15 protein-coding genes are annotated in these 14,544 nt (G+C 58.3%); 6 read left to right on the forward strand and 9 right to left on the reverse strand.

The features are described 5' to 3' along the window. Nucleotides 1-25 precede the first annotated feature (25 nt). The 4 genes from ABCP74_RS00715 to ABCP74_RS00730 all read left to right on the forward strand — a co-directional run bounded on the left by ABCP74_RS00715 (nt 26) and on the right by ABCP74_RS00730 (nt 5,512). Complete coding sequence (locus ABCP74_RS00715; RefSeq protein ID WP_343001011.1) at nt 26-1,828, forward strand: C69 family dipeptidase; 1,803 nt, start codon at nt 26-28, stop codon at nt 1,826-1,828. A gap of 407 nt (nt 1,829-2,235) precedes the next feature. Then, nucleotides 2,236-2,808: a hypothetical protein gene (locus tag ABCP74_RS00720; protein WP_118260341.1), complete on the forward strand. Its 573-nt coding sequence runs from the start codon at nt 2,236-2,238 to the stop codon at nt 2,806-2,808. Between the two features lie 213 nt (nt 2,809-3,021). Beyond that, entirely contained in the window at nt 3,022-4,773 is a 1,752-nt protein-coding gene (locus ABCP74_RS00725; protein WP_343001012.1) for an ABC transporter ATP-binding protein, read from the forward strand. Continuing rightward, the gene (locus ABCP74_RS00730; protein WP_343001013.1) at nt 4,766-5,512 is read left to right on the forward strand and encodes an energy-coupling factor transporter transmembrane component T family protein; all 747 of its coding nucleotides are present in this window, start codon (nt 4,766-4,768) and stop codon (nt 5,510-5,512) included. The genes ABCP74_RS00725 and ABCP74_RS00730 overlap by 8 nt, the downstream gene beginning before the upstream one ends. A gap of 125 nt (nt 5,513-5,637) precedes the next feature. Here the strand turns inward: ABCP74_RS00730 and ABCP74_RS00735 are convergent, their stop codons facing one another. After that, complete coding sequence (locus ABCP74_RS00735; RefSeq protein ID WP_040358337.1) at nt 5,638-6,384, reverse strand: aspartate/glutamate racemase family protein; 747 nt, start codon at nt 6,382-6,384, stop codon at nt 5,638-5,640. Between the two features lie 84 nt (nt 6,385-6,468). Next, entirely contained in the window at nt 6,469-7,725 is a 1,257-nt protein-coding gene (locus tag ABCP74_RS00740) for a carboxylate--amine ligase (protein ID WP_343001014.1), read from the reverse strand. Between the two features lie 233 nt (nt 7,726-7,958). Between ABCP74_RS00740 and ABCP74_RS00745 the strand changes: the two genes are divergently transcribed. Together ABCP74_RS00745 and ABCP74_RS00750 are read left to right on the forward strand one after the other, a co-directional pair. Then, entirely contained in the window at nt 7,959-8,591 is a 633-nt protein-coding gene (locus ABCP74_RS00745; RefSeq protein ID WP_343001015.1) for an MOSC domain-containing protein, read from the forward strand. 234 nt (nt 8,592-8,825) lie between these two features. After that, nucleotides 8,826-9,959, forward strand: coding sequence for a coiled-coil domain-containing protein (locus tag ABCP74_RS00750; protein ID WP_343001016.1), 1,134 nt, complete (start codon nt 8,826-8,828; stop codon nt 9,957-9,959). A gap of 37 nt (nt 9,960-9,996) precedes the next feature. On the opposite strand, the gene ABCP74_RS00755 is transcribed toward ABCP74_RS00750, so the two are convergent. From ABCP74_RS00755 to ABCP74_RS00785, 7 genes are all read right to left on the reverse strand, one after another. Beyond that, on the reverse strand, nt 9,997-11,376 hold the full coding sequence (locus ABCP74_RS00755) for a serine/threonine protein kinase (protein WP_343001017.1): 1,380 nt from the start codon (nt 11,374-11,376) through the stop codon (nt 9,997-9,999). Nucleotides 11,377-11,474: 98 nt separating this feature from the next. Further along, nucleotides 11,475-11,897 (reverse strand): XRE family transcriptional regulator, encoded by a 423-nt coding sequence (locus ABCP74_RS00760; RefSeq protein ID WP_343001018.1) that lies wholly within the window; start codon nt 11,895-11,897, stop codon nt 11,475-11,477. 39 nt (nt 11,898-11,936) lie between these two features. Continuing rightward, entirely contained in the window at nt 11,937-12,479 is a 543-nt protein-coding gene (locus ABCP74_RS00765) for a DUF4352 domain-containing protein (RefSeq protein ID WP_343001019.1), read from the reverse strand. Nucleotides 12,480-12,665: 186 nt separating this feature from the next. Next, entirely contained in the window at nt 12,666-13,133 is a 468-nt protein-coding gene (locus tag ABCP74_RS00770; protein WP_343001020.1) for a hypothetical protein, read from the reverse strand. Between the two features lie 450 nt (nt 13,134-13,583). Then, on the reverse strand, nt 13,584-13,853 hold the full coding sequence (locus tag ABCP74_RS00775; protein WP_343001021.1) for a hypothetical protein: 270 nt from the start codon (nt 13,851-13,853) through the stop codon (nt 13,584-13,586). A gap of 83 nt (nt 13,854-13,936) precedes the next feature. Continuing rightward, a complete protein-coding gene (locus ABCP74_RS00780) occupies nt 13,937-14,278 on the reverse strand; it encodes a HigA family addiction module antitoxin (RefSeq protein WP_343001022.1) in 342 nt (113 codons plus the stop codon). After that, on the reverse strand, nt 14,250-14,531 hold the full coding sequence (locus ABCP74_RS00785) for a type II toxin-antitoxin system RelE/ParE family toxin (protein ID WP_343001023.1): 282 nt from the start codon (nt 14,529-14,531) through the stop codon (nt 14,250-14,252). The genes ABCP74_RS00780 and ABCP74_RS00785 overlap by 29 nt, the downstream gene beginning before the upstream one ends. Nucleotides 14,532-14,544: the final 13 nt, after the last annotated feature.

A 14,544-nucleotide genomic window follows, 5' to 3' on the forward strand; every position in this document is an offset into this window, starting at 1 on the left:
GGGGTTTCAACGGTTGGGAGGGATTATGAGGTTTACTCATCCTGTCAACACGCTCAAAAAGCTCGGCTGCGGCCTTGCGTTTGGAGCAGCGGCCATCATGGCCATGCCGACTTCGGCACTCGCCTGCACCCAGATCTACATGGGCAGCAAGCTCACGGCAGACGGCAACACGTACTACGGCCGTTCCGAGGACTTCGGTCCGCGCTATGTCAAGCACTTTGGCATTGAGCCCGCACACAAGGACGGCAACGAGTACACCTCGGTCGAGTCCGGTTTTGAGTACAAGTCCAAGGGCGCAACCTACCGCTACACCTTCGTTCGCGACAACCCCTCACAGTGGGAAGATCGCTACGACGCATATTCCGAGGCAGGCATCAACGAGAAGGGCGTCTCCTGCTCTGCCACGTTGAGCACCTCCTATAACGAGAAGGCCGAAGAGGCCGACCCCATCACCGAGGAGACTGGCATTGGCGAGTACAGCTATGCCAGCGTCATCCTGGGCGAGAGTGCCACGGCCCGCGAGGGCGTCGAGCTCATCGGCAGCCTGATTGACGAGCAGGGCGTCTGCTCCAACGACCAGATCATCATCGCCGACAGCACCGAGACCTGGCTGTTCGCCGCGCTTTCCGGCCATCAGTGGATTGCCATGAAGCTCGCCGATGATATCGCCTCGCTCAACCCCAACATCGGCAACCTCACCTATAACGTCGACCTCGATGACACCGAGAACTGTCTCCATTCCGAGGGCATTGAGTCCATGCCTAAGGAGAAGGGCTTTGCCGAGTACACCGACGGCAAGTTCGACGTCGCCAAGACCTACGGCGAGGAGATCAGCGAGGCTGGTATGCACCAGTGGTCGCGCTATATCCAGGGTCGCGATTACTTCATGGCTCCGCTTGCCGAGGGCACCGACTACGAGATCGTCAAGGACGAGCGCGAAGACGCTCGCGCGACGACCGGCGCCCTGGTCCACGAGATGCAGCCGCTGTTCTTCCAGCCCGGCAAGTCCGACTGGAACACCTTTGAGATGATTCGTTCCTTCGCCGCTCGCGGCGAGAATGTCGCCGGCCTCAACGCCAACACCGACGGCGCCTATGCCATCGGCTCCAACCGCAACACCGAGATCCACACCTTCCAGATCCGTCACGGCATGGATCCCGAGATCGCGACCATTCAGTGGGAGATGCTCTCCAACGCCGAGTTCTCCGTCGCCATCCCTCTCTACTCCGCACTGCTCACCGAGGTCAGCCCCTACTTCAGCGATCAGGATGTCTCCTTCGATCACTGCGAAGAGGAAGACGTCGTGAACAACGAGGAGCCCAAGAACTCCATCAACTACGTCCTCATGGACATCAACACGCTCGCCTATGAGAACCGCGACCACTGCGCCACCGGCGTCCGCGCCTATCTCGATGCCCTGCAGAAGGAACTCATCGAGCAGAACCTGACCGTCGACGAGGCCATGCAGGCCGAAGAAGGCACCGAAGCCCGCACCGCCCTGGCCAACAAGGCCGGCAAGGCTGCAACCAAGAACACCTATGTTAAGTGCAAGGCCATGCTCGAGGAGATGCGCGACTACCTCAAGGAGGGCGATTTCTCCGAGGAGTTCGTCCCGAGCGACTACGATGCTGACAACGACTGCCTGGTCGAGTCCATCACCTACGCCGACGAGGCCCTTTCCGATGAGGACGTGGCCGAGCCCGAGGCCGAAGAGGAAGAGGTCACCGAGGAGAAGTCCGAGGGCAACAACATGGCCGCCATGGCCGTTGGCGCCGTCGTCATCATCGGTGTCTGCGCCTACGTGATCTATCGTCGCAAGAAGGCCTAAGGCCCTCATGTCCTAGCTGAGCGGGCAAGGCAGCAATGGCAGGCTCGCCCGCTTAACCCGCCTTTTGACCGACGGGAAACCCGCCTGAAATCTTTTCAAAAAAGATTTCCCCGCACACACTTTGCTGTGCTATAGTGCAGCGCAACAGCAACTAGGTGCGACCGTACCATGGCATCACGAAAGGAGCCACCGACATGAAGAACGCGATGAAGTCTCTCAACAACTGGTGGTGGCGTGATGCGAATACGATCGGTCGACGGTGAGTCCCTCACGCCTGTTTTTGCGCTCTAGGTGATTGGAAGGCCTCCGGTTTCGACCGGGGGCCTTTTTCTATCTCGAGCCCGATCGCATTCGCATCACGCGCCTCCGCTTTTCTCTTGCACTCCCATTCCGAAAGGATTTTCACCATGTCTCAGAACACCACCGCCACCCAGCCCCGCACCGTCCAGACCGCCGACCGTGGCAAACTCGATGTCCGCGCCCTCGTCCTGCTTGCCATCCTGCTCGCCGCCGGCTTCATCCTCAACTTCACCGTCGGCAAGGCCATCTCAGGCATCTCGGGCGGCATGATCAGCCCCGAGTTCATCATCTCGGCCTTCTGCCTCACCATCCTGGTCGTTCGCCCCAACATCGGCCAGGCGCTCGTCATTGGCCTCATCTCGGCTGCCGTGATCCAGATCACCACCACTTCGCCGTTCGTTGATTTTGCCGCCGAGGGCATCGCCGCCATGCTCATGGCCGGCATCGTCAATGCCGCCGGCAAGAACGGTCAGGTCAAGCCCGCGATCGCCATTGTCGCAACCTTCCTGACCACCTTTGTCTCCGGCGTCATCTTCATGGTCATCAAGATGGCCATGCTCGGCGTGGTCGGCGAGCTCGCCGCCGCTATGCTGCCCGTCGTCGCCATGACCGCCGTCTTTAACGCCATTCTGGTCGGCGCCCTCTACTTGCCCATCCAGAAGGCCCTTAGGCTCAACTAACCCGTTCGGCTTTACGAGCCACCCCATCTTGGCGTTCATTCGTCGCTCGCGTGCCCAAGTACGCTTCGTTCCTCTTTCGCGCCAACCTGGGGCCCCTCGTAAAGCCGTCTCCGTGCTTCACCACCAAAGACCGTCCCAAACAACGAGCTTTTTTGGGACGGTCTTAAACAACTGGTCATTTAAGACTGTCCCCAATGACTATGAAAGGTATCCATGGAAACGATCATCAACGTCGACGATGTCTCGTTCTCCTATGGCACGCAGACCGATCAGGCGCTCAGCCACATCTCGCTCAGCGTGAACAAGGGAGATTTCATCGGCATCATCGGGCCCTCGGGTGCCGGCAAGTCCACGCTTACCGCCTGCCTGTCGGGTGCCGTGCCCCACCACTACACCGGCACGTTCTTTGGGTCCGTCATGGTTGACGGCCACGACACCTGCGAGGTCTCGCTCACCGACGTGTCGCAAATCGTCGGCAGTGTGCTGCAGGATATCGACACGCAGATGGTCGCTTCGGTCGTCGAGGACGAGATGCTCTTTGGCCTCGAGAACTTTGGCGTTCCCCACGACCAGATCGAGCAGCGCGTGAGCGAAACGCTCGAGACCGTCGGCATCAGCGACCTGCGCGACCGCGAGATCGCCACCCTCTCGGGCGGACAGAAGCAAAAAGTGGCCATCGCCGCCATTCTCGCCATGCGTCCGCGCGTCTTGGTTCTCGACGAGCCCACCGCGGCACTCGACCCCGCCAGCTCCACGCTGGTTTTCGAGACCCTGCGTGAGGCCAACCGTGCACTCGGCATCACCATCGTCGTCGTTGAGCAAAAGGTCGCCCTGCTTTCGGAGTACTGCAACCGCGTGCTCGTGCTCAACCATGGCGAAATCGCGCTGCAGGGCGAGCCACACGAGGTCTTCGCGCATACCGACGAGCTCCGTGCCATCGGCGTCGACTGCCCTCGCGTCACGCGCATCTTCAATAGCCTCGAGGCCGATGGCCTGGTAAGCGGTACCCCTTGCTTGGATGTCGATGAGGCCGAGCGCCTGATTTCGGGCATCGTCGACCCCGCACACGCGGCCATCGAAGCCCAGACGCCCACCGGTTCCCCGCATGCACCGTCGCTGCGTCCGCATGCCAAGGACGCCGAACCCGTACTCACCTTCGACCATGTCGAGTTTGCCTATCCCAATGGCGGCGCCGCCGTCCACGACCTCAACCTGACCCTCTATCCCGGCGAGCTCGTGGGCATCGTCGGCCAGAACGGTGCCGGCAAGACCACGCTCACCAAGCTGCTCACAGGCCTGCTTAAGCCCGCCTCGGGCAGCGTGCGCGTCACGGGACTGGATACCGCAGCCGTTCCCACGAGCCGCATCGCCCGCGAAGTCGCAACCCTCTTCCAAAACCCCGACCGCCAGATCTGCAAGGACACCGTACTCGACGAGGTGGCTTTTGGCCTGGAGCTTGCCGGCATCGACCGTGCCGAGGCACTGCGTCGCGCCCAGCTCGTCATCGACCGCTTTGGCCTGCCTGCCGATGAGGCGCCTTTCTCGCTTTCGCGCGGTCAGCGCCAGATGGTGGCACTCGCCTCTGTCGTGGTCGTAGAGCCCAAGATCGTCGTGCTCGACGAGCCCACGAGCGGCCTTGATTACCGCGAGTGCATGACCGTCATGGAAACGGTGCGCACCATGGCCGAGCGTGGTTGCGCCGTTATCATGGTCTGCCACGATATGGAAGTCGTCTCGGATTTTGCCGAGCGCATCGTGGTGATGGCCGACGGTCGCATCCTCGACCGCGGCCGCACGCACGAGCTATTCTCGAACATCGATCTCATGCGGCGTGCCTACGTGGAGCCTCCCCAGGTTATTGAACTCTCGCGCCGTCTGGCATCTTCCGTCTCGCCCGCTTTTGCGCAGGTGAGCGAGGTCACCGATGTCGTTCGAATTACCAAGGAGATGGTCCACCGTGGTTAACGTCATCGACTACATGCCGGGCGATACGCTACTGCATCGCCTGAACCCCGTCGTCAAACTGGGCCTCGCCGCCGCCATCATCGTCGGCATCTTCTTGTCCGACACCTACGTGGCGCTGCTGGGCTTTTTGGCACTCACCCTTGCGCTGGGCGCCTATGCCGGCGTCGTCGACCGTCTGTTCTCGCTGCTCAAGTTGCTGATCCCGCTCGCGCTTATCATGCTGGTGCTCCAGCTGGCCTTTATGCGCGATGGCAACGTGGTGTGGGGCTTTATCACCGACACGGGCCTCATCACAGGATCGAAGGCCTGTCTGCGCCTACTGGGTGTGGCGTTACCACTCATCCTCATGCTCATGGTGACCAAGCTCAACGACCTTGCCAACGCCTGCGTCGAGGTGCTGCACGTACCGTATCGCTATGCCTTCACCTTTACCACGGCGCTGCGCTTTGTGCCGGTGTTTGGTCAGGAGATGAACGCCATCATGGAGGCGCAGACCGCACGCGGCGTCGAGTACGACACCAAGAACCCCATCAAGAAGCTTAAGCTCATGCTGCCACTGTGCGTGCCACTGCTCATCTCGAGCGTGGGCAAGACCGATGCCACAGCCTTGGCGGCAGAACAGCGCGGCTTCTATCTGCGTACGCGCGCCAGCTCGTACAAGCGCTACCCCATCAAGGGCCTGGACATCGCCGTGCTCATCGTCAGCATCGCCCCCATCGCCATCGGCTTCCTGTTCTAGTTCACCACCGACAGCAACCGCCCAACGCAAAAGGCCTCGGCTCGCACCAAACGAGCCGAGGCCTTTACTGTTTCACCAGATAAAACCTACCAAAATTAACCTGTCCCTTTTTGGCGGGTCGGAAGCTAGAGGCGGTAGGGGGCGCCGCTGCGGATGATGGATTCGCGCACCAGGACATCCATGGCGTCGAGGGTGATCTCGGGCATCTCTCGGTACTTTTGCAGCACCGAGAGCTCGGTGCAGGCCAGAATGACGCGGTCGCAGCCGCTACGGGCGAACTCCCACATCACGCGGTCGAACTTATCCATATCGGGCTCACGTCCGGCCTTCACATCATCGTAGATAAGCGACATCACATCGTTCTGACGTTTCTCGCTGGGATAGACAACCTCAACACCCGCAGCCTTACATTCGCGGCCGTAGACGCCCGCGCCCACGGTTCCGTCGGTGCCCATGATGCCAATCTTGTGCACCGGCTCGGCCGGCATACTCAGGTTGGGGTCGAACTCGCACTCCCCCATCACCGCACCGGCCAGAGCATAGCGCACCGACTCACGCGGCATGTGGATAATCGGCACCTTCGTAAACGACTGGATCTGGTCGTAGAAGTAGTGTGACGTGTTGCAGGGAATAGCAATGTGCGCACAGCCCAGCGACTCGAGTGCCTGGGCACACTCTTTCATGGTCGCCAGCAGCTTGGCATGCTCGCCGGTCTTAATGGCCAGCGTGCGGTCGGGCATGGTCGACTTGGAGAGCACCACCATGTCGATATGTTCCTGATCGCAGGCAGCAGCCGTATGACGCACCACCTGGTCGTAGTAATACGACGTGGCCTCGGCGCCCATGCCGCCGATAACTCCCAGCTTTTCCATCGCCGCCTCCTTGGTGACGCTTGCGCAATTGCGCGTATCATACCCGCGCCCGCCCGATGCAAACCGGACGGGCGCCGCGCTCATCTACTTGTAATACGTCTTGAACAGCTTAAAGTGGCGCAGCTTGGTGTGCCACATGCGCAGCCAGCGGTTAAAGACAAAGTCGCCCTTCATAAACGAAGGGTCGGCGCCCTTGCCTTCCTTGTCCAGGCGATGCACCTTAGCGCGCAGCTCGGGATCCTTGACGTACTTGTCGACGACGCCCATGGGGACGACCATCCACAGGGCCTCGTCCTGAGCCGTCACAAACTCCGGCTCAAATGGACGGTTGAACACATACTCGTCCACCACATACTTGGCAACGTTAAAGCCACTGTTAGTGACGTAGTAGTTACTGCGGCCCTGGCGCGTGTTGAAATCGAAGAACTTAAACGAGCCGTCGCGCTCGTCGTACTTAACGTCAAAGTTGGAATAGCCCACAAAGTGAAGGTCCTCGAGCAGCTTGCGCACGCCGCCCATGAGCTCGTCGTTGGGCTCGGTAATGATACAGGCATGGTTGCCAACGCCATGGGGCTGATGCTCCTCGAGCAGTACGTGGCCCAGGCACATCATGCGCACCTTGCCGTTGCGGTCGGAATAGCTGGTGAGCACGTGCATGTACTCGTCGTTGCCGGGCACGCGGTCCTGCAAGATCAGGTCGTCGGTGTAGCCGCTGGCATACGAGTCGCGAATGACCTGTTCCAGCTCGGCACGGTCGGCAATCTCATAGGCCTTTTTCTGGCCCTCGAACTCATGCTGCCACCACATGATGCCGTCAGAAGGCTTCAGAATCATCGGGTAAGGAAAATCGATCTGGTCGAGCACTTCGGCAGGCGCCTCACCCTGGGCATTGAGCATCGCCTTGGTAAAGGTAAACGTGTGCGGATAGGGCACGCCATGCTTCTCGCACAGCTCGTAGAAGATCTCCTTCTTCTGGCACTGCTCGAGCATGCTATAGGGAGCGTAAGGCGCGACGATGTTATCCGCCAACTCATGGGCATCCTTGGCCTGAGCCACGAGGGCGACATAGTTGTCGCCACAGCCCACAAGGACAATCGTCTTATCGGCATGCGCTTGGGCAATGCCGTTGACGGTTTTGAGCATCACGGGCATGGTATCGATATCCACGTTGGGCGTGTAGTCGATAATCTGGCTGCGGTACGCAGGACCCGTCTGATACTTGCCAAAGACCAGACTCTTGACCTGGTACTCCTCGTAGAAGGCGCGCGCCACCGAATAGGCGTTGATGTCGCCACCGAGCAGCACGGGAATGAACTCGCGCTCTGTAAATTGCAATGCCATGGAAACTTCCTATCATGAACTGCCCACACAACGGGCGGTCTTTGCGCAACTGAATTATTCTAGCGTGCCAAGCTGCCGGCGCCCAAAGCTCCACCGTATCTATGGCAATCGACGTAATCGTCCAGCACGAAGGCCAGCACGAAGACGACGCTCACTGCGTATGACAATAGGAAATGAACCTACCATTGTTGTAGGATTCAGCGTATTGACATCCTCGAGCGAAAGGCGCACACGTGCCCCAAGACCATCCGACCGATAATCCCATCCTCAATGCTGCGAAGCGCGAGCTGGCGGAACGTGCGAAAGCGACCGCTCCCCTGTGCACGGCAAACGACGCCTACGAAGGACCCGCCCGCTTCGTCTCGATCAACACGTCGGCACACAAGGGCACACGCAAGTCGCCCGTCGCCGATGGACACGACACCGTTATAGAGCAATTTGGTCTCGCCACCGATGCACACGCCGGACATTGGCACCGCCAGGTCTCTTTTTTAGCCGCGGAGTCCATCCAGACGGCGCAGGCACGCGGGCTCGACGTACACGAGGGTGACTTTGGAGAGAACTTCACAACCCGGGGCATCAACCTGCTCTCGCTCCCCTTGGGCACACAGCTCAAGCTTGGAAGCGACGTGCTCGTCGAAATCAGCCAAATCGGCAAGGTCTGCCACACCCGTTGCGCCATCTACTATCTCGCCGGCGACTGCATCTTTCCCCACGAGGGCATTTTTGGCGTGGTCCTAAAGGGCGGAGAGGTCCATATCGGCGACGATATCCAGGTAGTCAAACTCGGCGACGGCTCCTGTTCGTTCACCCCCGCCGAGGCGCTCGAAGAGATTGAGCAGGCTCGTCAGGAGGGCACGTTGTAGTTGTAAAACCCCACGTTGAGATAGCTTTTACAGCCCTAAACTTCTCTCAAACAGGCCCCCGTAACGTTAAAGTTGAACTCTATGGTTTCTCAACAATTCATCATAACTGCAGGTCAAAGCCAAAGCCTCAAGTTCAACTTGACCCTTTGGAACCTTTAAGGTTCAAGTTGAGGTCGAAAGCAGTAGTAGAATACCGTTCGAACCATAACCTACGATTGATTGCAGAGGGACTGGATGCAGCATTCGAATCATCGCACCGCAGCGCTCATTGCGTCGAAGCCGGCTCGTATCATCACGAGCGCCGTGCTCGCCGTTGCGCTGACGGCCACGCCGATGCTCTCCCCCGTTGCGGCGTATGCCGCCTCGCAGGCAACGCAGGACCAGCTTTCCGCAGCCCAGCAGAAGATCGAAGCCGCCACGAGCGCCTACAACGACGCCCGCACCAAACTCGATGACCTGCAAAAGCAGATTGACTCCAATGAGGCAAGCATCGAGGAAATCGAGGCTAAGCTTCCCGAGCAGCAGGCCAAGGCAAGCTCTGCCATGCGCGATCTGTACAAGTATCAGAAGGGCACCAATCCCATCGTGAGCTTCCTGGTCAACGCGCAGAGCCTGGGTGAGTTCATCACGACCTGTAAATACACCAACCAGATCACGAGCTCGAGCGTCGACGAGATCGAACAGCTCAATAACATGCAAACCGAACTCGAGCAGAACAAGGCCGAGCTCCAGCAGGCCAAGTCTCAGCTTGAGGCAGAGCAGAAAAACGCCGAGGATGCGCTGGCGCAGGCCCAGCAGCTCCGCAGCGAGGCGCAGGCAAAAGCCGAGCAGGAAAATGCCGCTGAGCTTGCCAAGCTTGAGGCCGATAAGGCCGCTGCCGCCGAGAAGCTCTCGGGCGAGGGCGTAAGCGGCAGCAATTCCAGCAGTCAGGCCACCAACACCAACACCACCATCGACACCACGGTGAACAACGCCAATACCGGTAGCTCCGATTACGATTCGTTCATTAATGAGTGGACGAGCCGCATCGACAATTATCTCGCCGGCTCCCCCATGGCAGGCCAGGGCTATAACTTTGCCGTCGCCGCTTGGAATACCGGTGTCGACCCCCGTTGGTCCCCCGCCATCGCCTGCATCGAGAGCACCAAGGGTGCTTATTGCGCCAATTCTTACAACGCCTGGGGCTGGAGCGCCCGTGGCGGCGGTTGGCGCAGCTTTGGCAGCTGGAGCGAGGGCATCTCCGCTCACGTTGCCTATCTGGGCGCCAACTACGGCTCCACCCTTACCCCGGCAGCGGCCAAAAAGTACTGCCCGCCCACGTGGCAGGACTGGTACAACAAAGTCGCCGCTCAGATGAACCGCATCTAAGTGCAACTGCAAAGGGCCCCAATGGGGCCCTTTTCTTTTAGGTAGCGGAGGTATCGACGACGCCGGTCGCATTGGCAACCGCGACTATGACGATCATGCATAGGAGCAGCACACCCAATGCCTTGAGCCAGAGTTTCGCGAGCTTCTTGCCGCGATAGCTGTCGAGCAATGCGAATCGCCGACGAAGACGGCGCTTATCGAGCAGCGCAAAATGCATAAGCACCATAAGGCCATCGACAAAGAAAAAATACTCGATTATGAGAAGCCACGTCGGGTAGCTTTGGTTTGCTCCGGTGGGATGAAAGACGGCAAAGTGACTACCGGCAAAGAACACAAGCAGCGAGAAGCAGACGAGCATATTCCAAATGCGCCCCAGAGACTCCGGAACGCGAGAGAGCAGACCGCATGCAGCGGAGGCGGCAGGGCCAGGAAGCCCTGCGGGGTTCTGGAGCCCTTGGGGCGTCAACACCGTCTCCGAGGCCGGAGTACGGACAGGCGCAGGCGCAGAAGGCCGCACGGGGCGACTCAGATCGTATGCCGCGCGCGTCGCCCGTCCCAATGCTTCCGCACTCGCAAAACGCTTGGCCGGGTCGAGCGCCATCGACATGCAGACGACATCGGCAAGTGGAGTGGAAATGCTGCGCGTCTCGCATTGCTCACGCATGTCGAGCCCTGGTTTAGGGTCGACTCCCGTCAAGCAGAAGAACAACAGGGCGCCAAGTGCGTAGACGTCGCTGCGCACACTCGTCTGCCCAAACCCATACTGCTCGGGCGGCGCATAGGGTCGCGTGCCAAACTTGACGGTATCGGCATCGGCGCCATCGCGCCATGCGCGGGCGATCCCCAAGTCGATAATCACCAGCGATGAAAATGTCAGGCCGTCATCAGGCGTATAGTTGGCACCTGTCACGATGATATTCGACGGCTTGAGGTCGCGATGGATCACCGGCGCCGACGTCTCCCCCGCTATTGCAAAACCGGCGTGGAGCTCGCCCACGGCATCGCATAGGGCAGGATACAATTCACGCGCATAATCGGGGGTGGCTCCCAGACGGTCCACCAGCGCCCCGAGCGTCTCCCCTTCGATGTATTCCATAACCACGTTGAGCTCGTCGCCCACACGACGACAATCGACGATTCTGGGCAGGTGCTCAAAACGCCTGCCTGCCCGCTGAGCGGCAAACAGGCGCTCGTATGCCCCGCCGATTTGAGCCGAAGCATCGATGCGTTTACGGACAAAGGGGCCGAGCGAACCACCGCCGGTTCCTTCAAAGTACACGAGCTCGGTTGTTTCAACGGACGAGTGCTTAAGTACACGCTCCACACGATAGCTGTCGTCGCGATCGAGCGACGCCAGGTGCTCGGCAAGCGCTGCGGTCAGCTCGTCATCGGAATATGTTGGGGTCTGAGTATCCATAGCCTCCATCATAGCGCAGGGCGCAGACACCCCATGGCATCCGCGCCCCGTTCGCTTGCATCGTTGTTCGACAGCTCCGCCGGCTCAGATATCAGCCGCTAACTCACCGTCTCCTCGCCAAAGCGATACAGCTCCTCGTTGACCTTTTGGAGGCTGCACCCGCGATCGATACAGAAGATGATGATCGCATCGCGACGGTCCTTACAATTGAGGATGTTGGCACCCGCCGCCGTCAAGGCGCGGTTGGTCTCCTTGAGCGTTAGCGCCATGGCGAAGGCAATCTGCAGCACCTTATTGCGACTCGGATGACGCGCACCGGTAAAGATCTGATAGCCAAAGGTCTCATTGAGATCGGCCATACGAACCACGCGCGAGCGCTCCAAGCCCTTTTCCTGCAGCAGCTGCTGCAGGTAGTCCGAAAGCGACGGGGTGGCAAAGTCGTGCTCCTTGATATAGCCATCGATGTTTGGCGCGTCGAGAAGCTCATTGAGTAACTCGTCAGTCAACTTTTGATCGGGCATACGACCTCACCTCCCATACGGCGCAACGGTAGCGACATGCTAGGCCAACACCCAGCTTGCAGTGGCAGACTTATCAAACATGTTGGCAAAATACAGTGCCTTCTTGATATCGCCATCAAAGTAGATATTGCCCGCCACGGAGCCACCGGCGGAAAGGGTACCAGACTGCAGCTCATCGGAGCCCTCGCTGTAGTAACCCTGGTTCTGTTGAGCGCCGTTGGCGTCCTCGCCCTTCCAGTCGTAGATGTTGTAATCTGCGCCCTCATCGCCATTGTTGACGTACGTGACGTGAATGCCCGTCATGGTCGAACCGTCATAATTTGTGAGGCCGGGCTGGACGGAATCGACAACGACGGAAAGACCGGCAGGCGTGGTCACCGTCGCACCAACCGCCAGGTCAGTCGTAGACTGCTCTTCCTTCTTCGCCTCTTCCTTCTCGTCGCCATCGCCAGCGTCCTCGGTGACGGTCGCCTTATCGCTACCACAACCGGCAAGAAGACCGGCAGTCCCCAAGGCGACGGTGGCGAATGCGCCAAGTGCAGCGCGACGGCTCAGCAGCACTTCATTTTCGAGCTTTTTCATTATGCATCCTTCCTACGATCCGGCTACCGCGCCGGCACACAGCACATCGTAGGAAGGATTAAACTTGAATTCATTAGCTGAGAGCTAAGGTTGCCGCATAGAAGAGCATGAAGCGCGTGTCCATCGCCGATGACACCTCGAGGCCTGCCAACATCGTTCTCAATTTTAAAACTGGAATTGTTACACTTAAAACAGCGGAATTTCACCGTCATAGTTTTCCGCTTTTTCCAATAGCGGTCCTTTAGCCCCCATCGTAAACGCGATGTCGCTGCTGCGGATAGAGAGCAGCTCCATTCCGGGTCTCACCTTCAAAAAGTCCATCATTTTCTTCGTAAGAAGAATTTGCCCCTCCTGTGAAATCTCTATCCAGCAGTAGGAACGCCCCTTGTATTTAATAAATTCGCCAGAACCTGCTGAGTAGTCAAGCAACGGTGGAGTATCGTCCAAAATGTGACCAAGCTTTGACGGATGCAAAAGGCCTTTCCGGGTGACGCAGAAGCCACCGGTAATCTTACTTCCGGTAAAAAGATATACTTTTCCTTCATCTGCAATGCGATATTCTTCCATTGCCTGTGGCGGAATCCGCAATGTTCCATCCGTCCGAATGAGTGATTTCCCGAAAATAAATTTTCCTCCCTTATTCATTTGTGGCATAAAAACACCTCCTGAAATACCGATTTTCCAACAATACAAGCAGGAATTTTTTTATCATCTGTATTTTTTTCTTTTTCTTATGAGTCGAACCCAAGCAAAGAAATGAAGAGCCAAGACATAACCATGCTATAGCCATAGAACTTTCATTTCCACTCGTAAAGCCAATAGCTGACGCTATGAAAAACAGAACTGATGCAATGTAAAAAATCGAGCGAGCCTACAAACTCGAGCAGGAAATGGCCGTGGTCGAGCGCGACGTTGACACGCTTTTGCGATGAGCTGGCATGGGGCTGGCGATCGCGGCCTGCATCCCCGTGTTGCTGGCGGCGGCACTCTCACGCCAAACGCTTGCGCATTCGGATTGCTACACAACGAATGAAACATATTGACGTGGAGCGCTGTTCATTCAGAGTCCGCCCCTCGCCTCATCCTCAAGAGGCTCATCGAAGCCTACCCCACCGTGACGGATTCCCCGGTAAAGGTGCTCACAAGTAACAGGATAAAGAAGGCCAAATAACTGATGCTCAATAGGTAGGCGACGACCAAAAAGATAGTCCATCCAACATTGGTTTTACCGTCGGCACGACGTTGCTCGCGGCAACGATAGAGCCAAATCGTCACACCAATAGCAGCAATCAGCAACACGAGTGCCGCCGCGGCCAGTCCAGCAAGCGCAAACATCACGCCAATGCTCACAGCGATGACCGGAAGTAGCAGCAAACCGCACCCGCATCCACCCGGACTATATACGGCAGGCTGTCGGCGTCGCCTCATCGTCACTCCAACCTCAACGTCTTTGAACACTACAATGCGATAACCTGCTGGACAGGAACGATCTTATCCAGTTCCGGTTCGATCCGCCTTTTCTCGGCCTCAAGGTCAAACGCCACCTGAGCGCGCAGCCAATAACCATCCGTCAGGCCAAAATAACGGCAAAGACGGAGGTCGGTGTCGGCCGTCACGCGACGTTTTCCCAAGACAATCTGCCCGATACGCTGAGCCGGAATCCCGGTCTCTTTCGCAAGGCGATATTGAGAAATGCCCATGGGAACAAGAAACTCCTCTTTGAGAAGCTCACCAGGAGTCACTGGCGACAGCAAATCGGACGAGGTCTCATCACTTGTAATAATCGACGATTTCGACATTCCAAGCCATCTCCTGTCTCCACTCAAAACAGACCCGATAGCGCTCGTTAACACGGATGCTATATTGACCGGCACGATCGCCCTTCAAAGCTTCCAGGCGGTTGCCCGGCGGAACGCGAAGATCATCAAGCGAAGCACAAACCTGCAGTTGGCGAATCTTCCTCAGCGCAACGCGCTCAAAGGGCACGAACCTCCTGACCCGCACACCCATGGCAAAGCGTTCGGTATCCTCATCTTTATACGATGCAATCATAGTATCGCCTTAC

Origin of the sequence: Collinsella aerofaciens (genome assembly GCF_039062315.1) — a bacterium.
Lineage (GTDB): Bacteria > Actinomycetota > Coriobacteriia > Coriobacteriales > Coriobacteriaceae > Collinsella > Collinsella aerofaciens_BG.

Coding starts and splice junctions, on each gene's coding strand:
- ABCP74_RS00755 (WP_343001017.1), bottom strand. CDS start 11,376: ATGGATACTCAGACCCCAACATATTCCGATGACGAGCTGACCGCAGCG.
- ABCP74_RS00715 (WP_343001011.1), top strand. CDS start 26: ATGAGGTTTACTCATCCTGTCAACACGCTCAAAAAGCTCGGCTGCGGC.
- ABCP74_RS00750 (WP_343001016.1), top strand. CDS start 8,826: ATGCAGCATTCGAATCATCGCACCGCAGCGCTCATTGCGTCGAAGCCG.
- ABCP74_RS00720 (WP_118260341.1), top strand. CDS start 2,236: ATGTCTCAGAACACCACCGCCACCCAGCCCCGCACCGTCCAGACCGCC.
- ABCP74_RS00780 (WP_343001022.1), bottom strand. CDS start 14,278: ATGTCGAAATCGTCGATTATTACAAGTGATGAGACCTCGTCCGATTTG.
- ABCP74_RS00765 (WP_343001019.1), bottom strand. CDS start 12,479: ATGAAAAAGCTCGAAAATGAAGTGCTGCTGAGCCGTCGCGCTGCACTT.
- ABCP74_RS00785 (WP_343001023.1), bottom strand. CDS start 14,531: ATGATTGCATCGTATAAAGATGAGGATACCGAACGCTTTGCCATGGGT.
- ABCP74_RS00760 (WP_343001018.1), bottom strand. CDS start 11,897: ATGCCCGATCAAAAGTTGACTGACGAGTTACTCAATGAGCTTCTCGAC.
- ABCP74_RS00725 (WP_343001012.1), top strand. CDS start 3,022: ATGGAAACGATCATCAACGTCGACGATGTCTCGTTCTCCTATGGCACG.
- ABCP74_RS00740 (WP_343001014.1), bottom strand. CDS start 7,725: ATGGCATTGCAATTTACAGAGCGCGAGTTCATTCCCGTGCTGCTCGGT.
- ABCP74_RS00770 (WP_343001020.1), bottom strand. CDS start 13,133: ATGCCACAAATGAATAAGGGAGGAAAATTTATTTTCGGGAAATCACTC.
- ABCP74_RS00735 (WP_040358337.1), bottom strand. CDS start 6,384: ATGGAAAAGCTGGGAGTTATCGGCGGCATGGGCGCCGAGGCCACGTCG.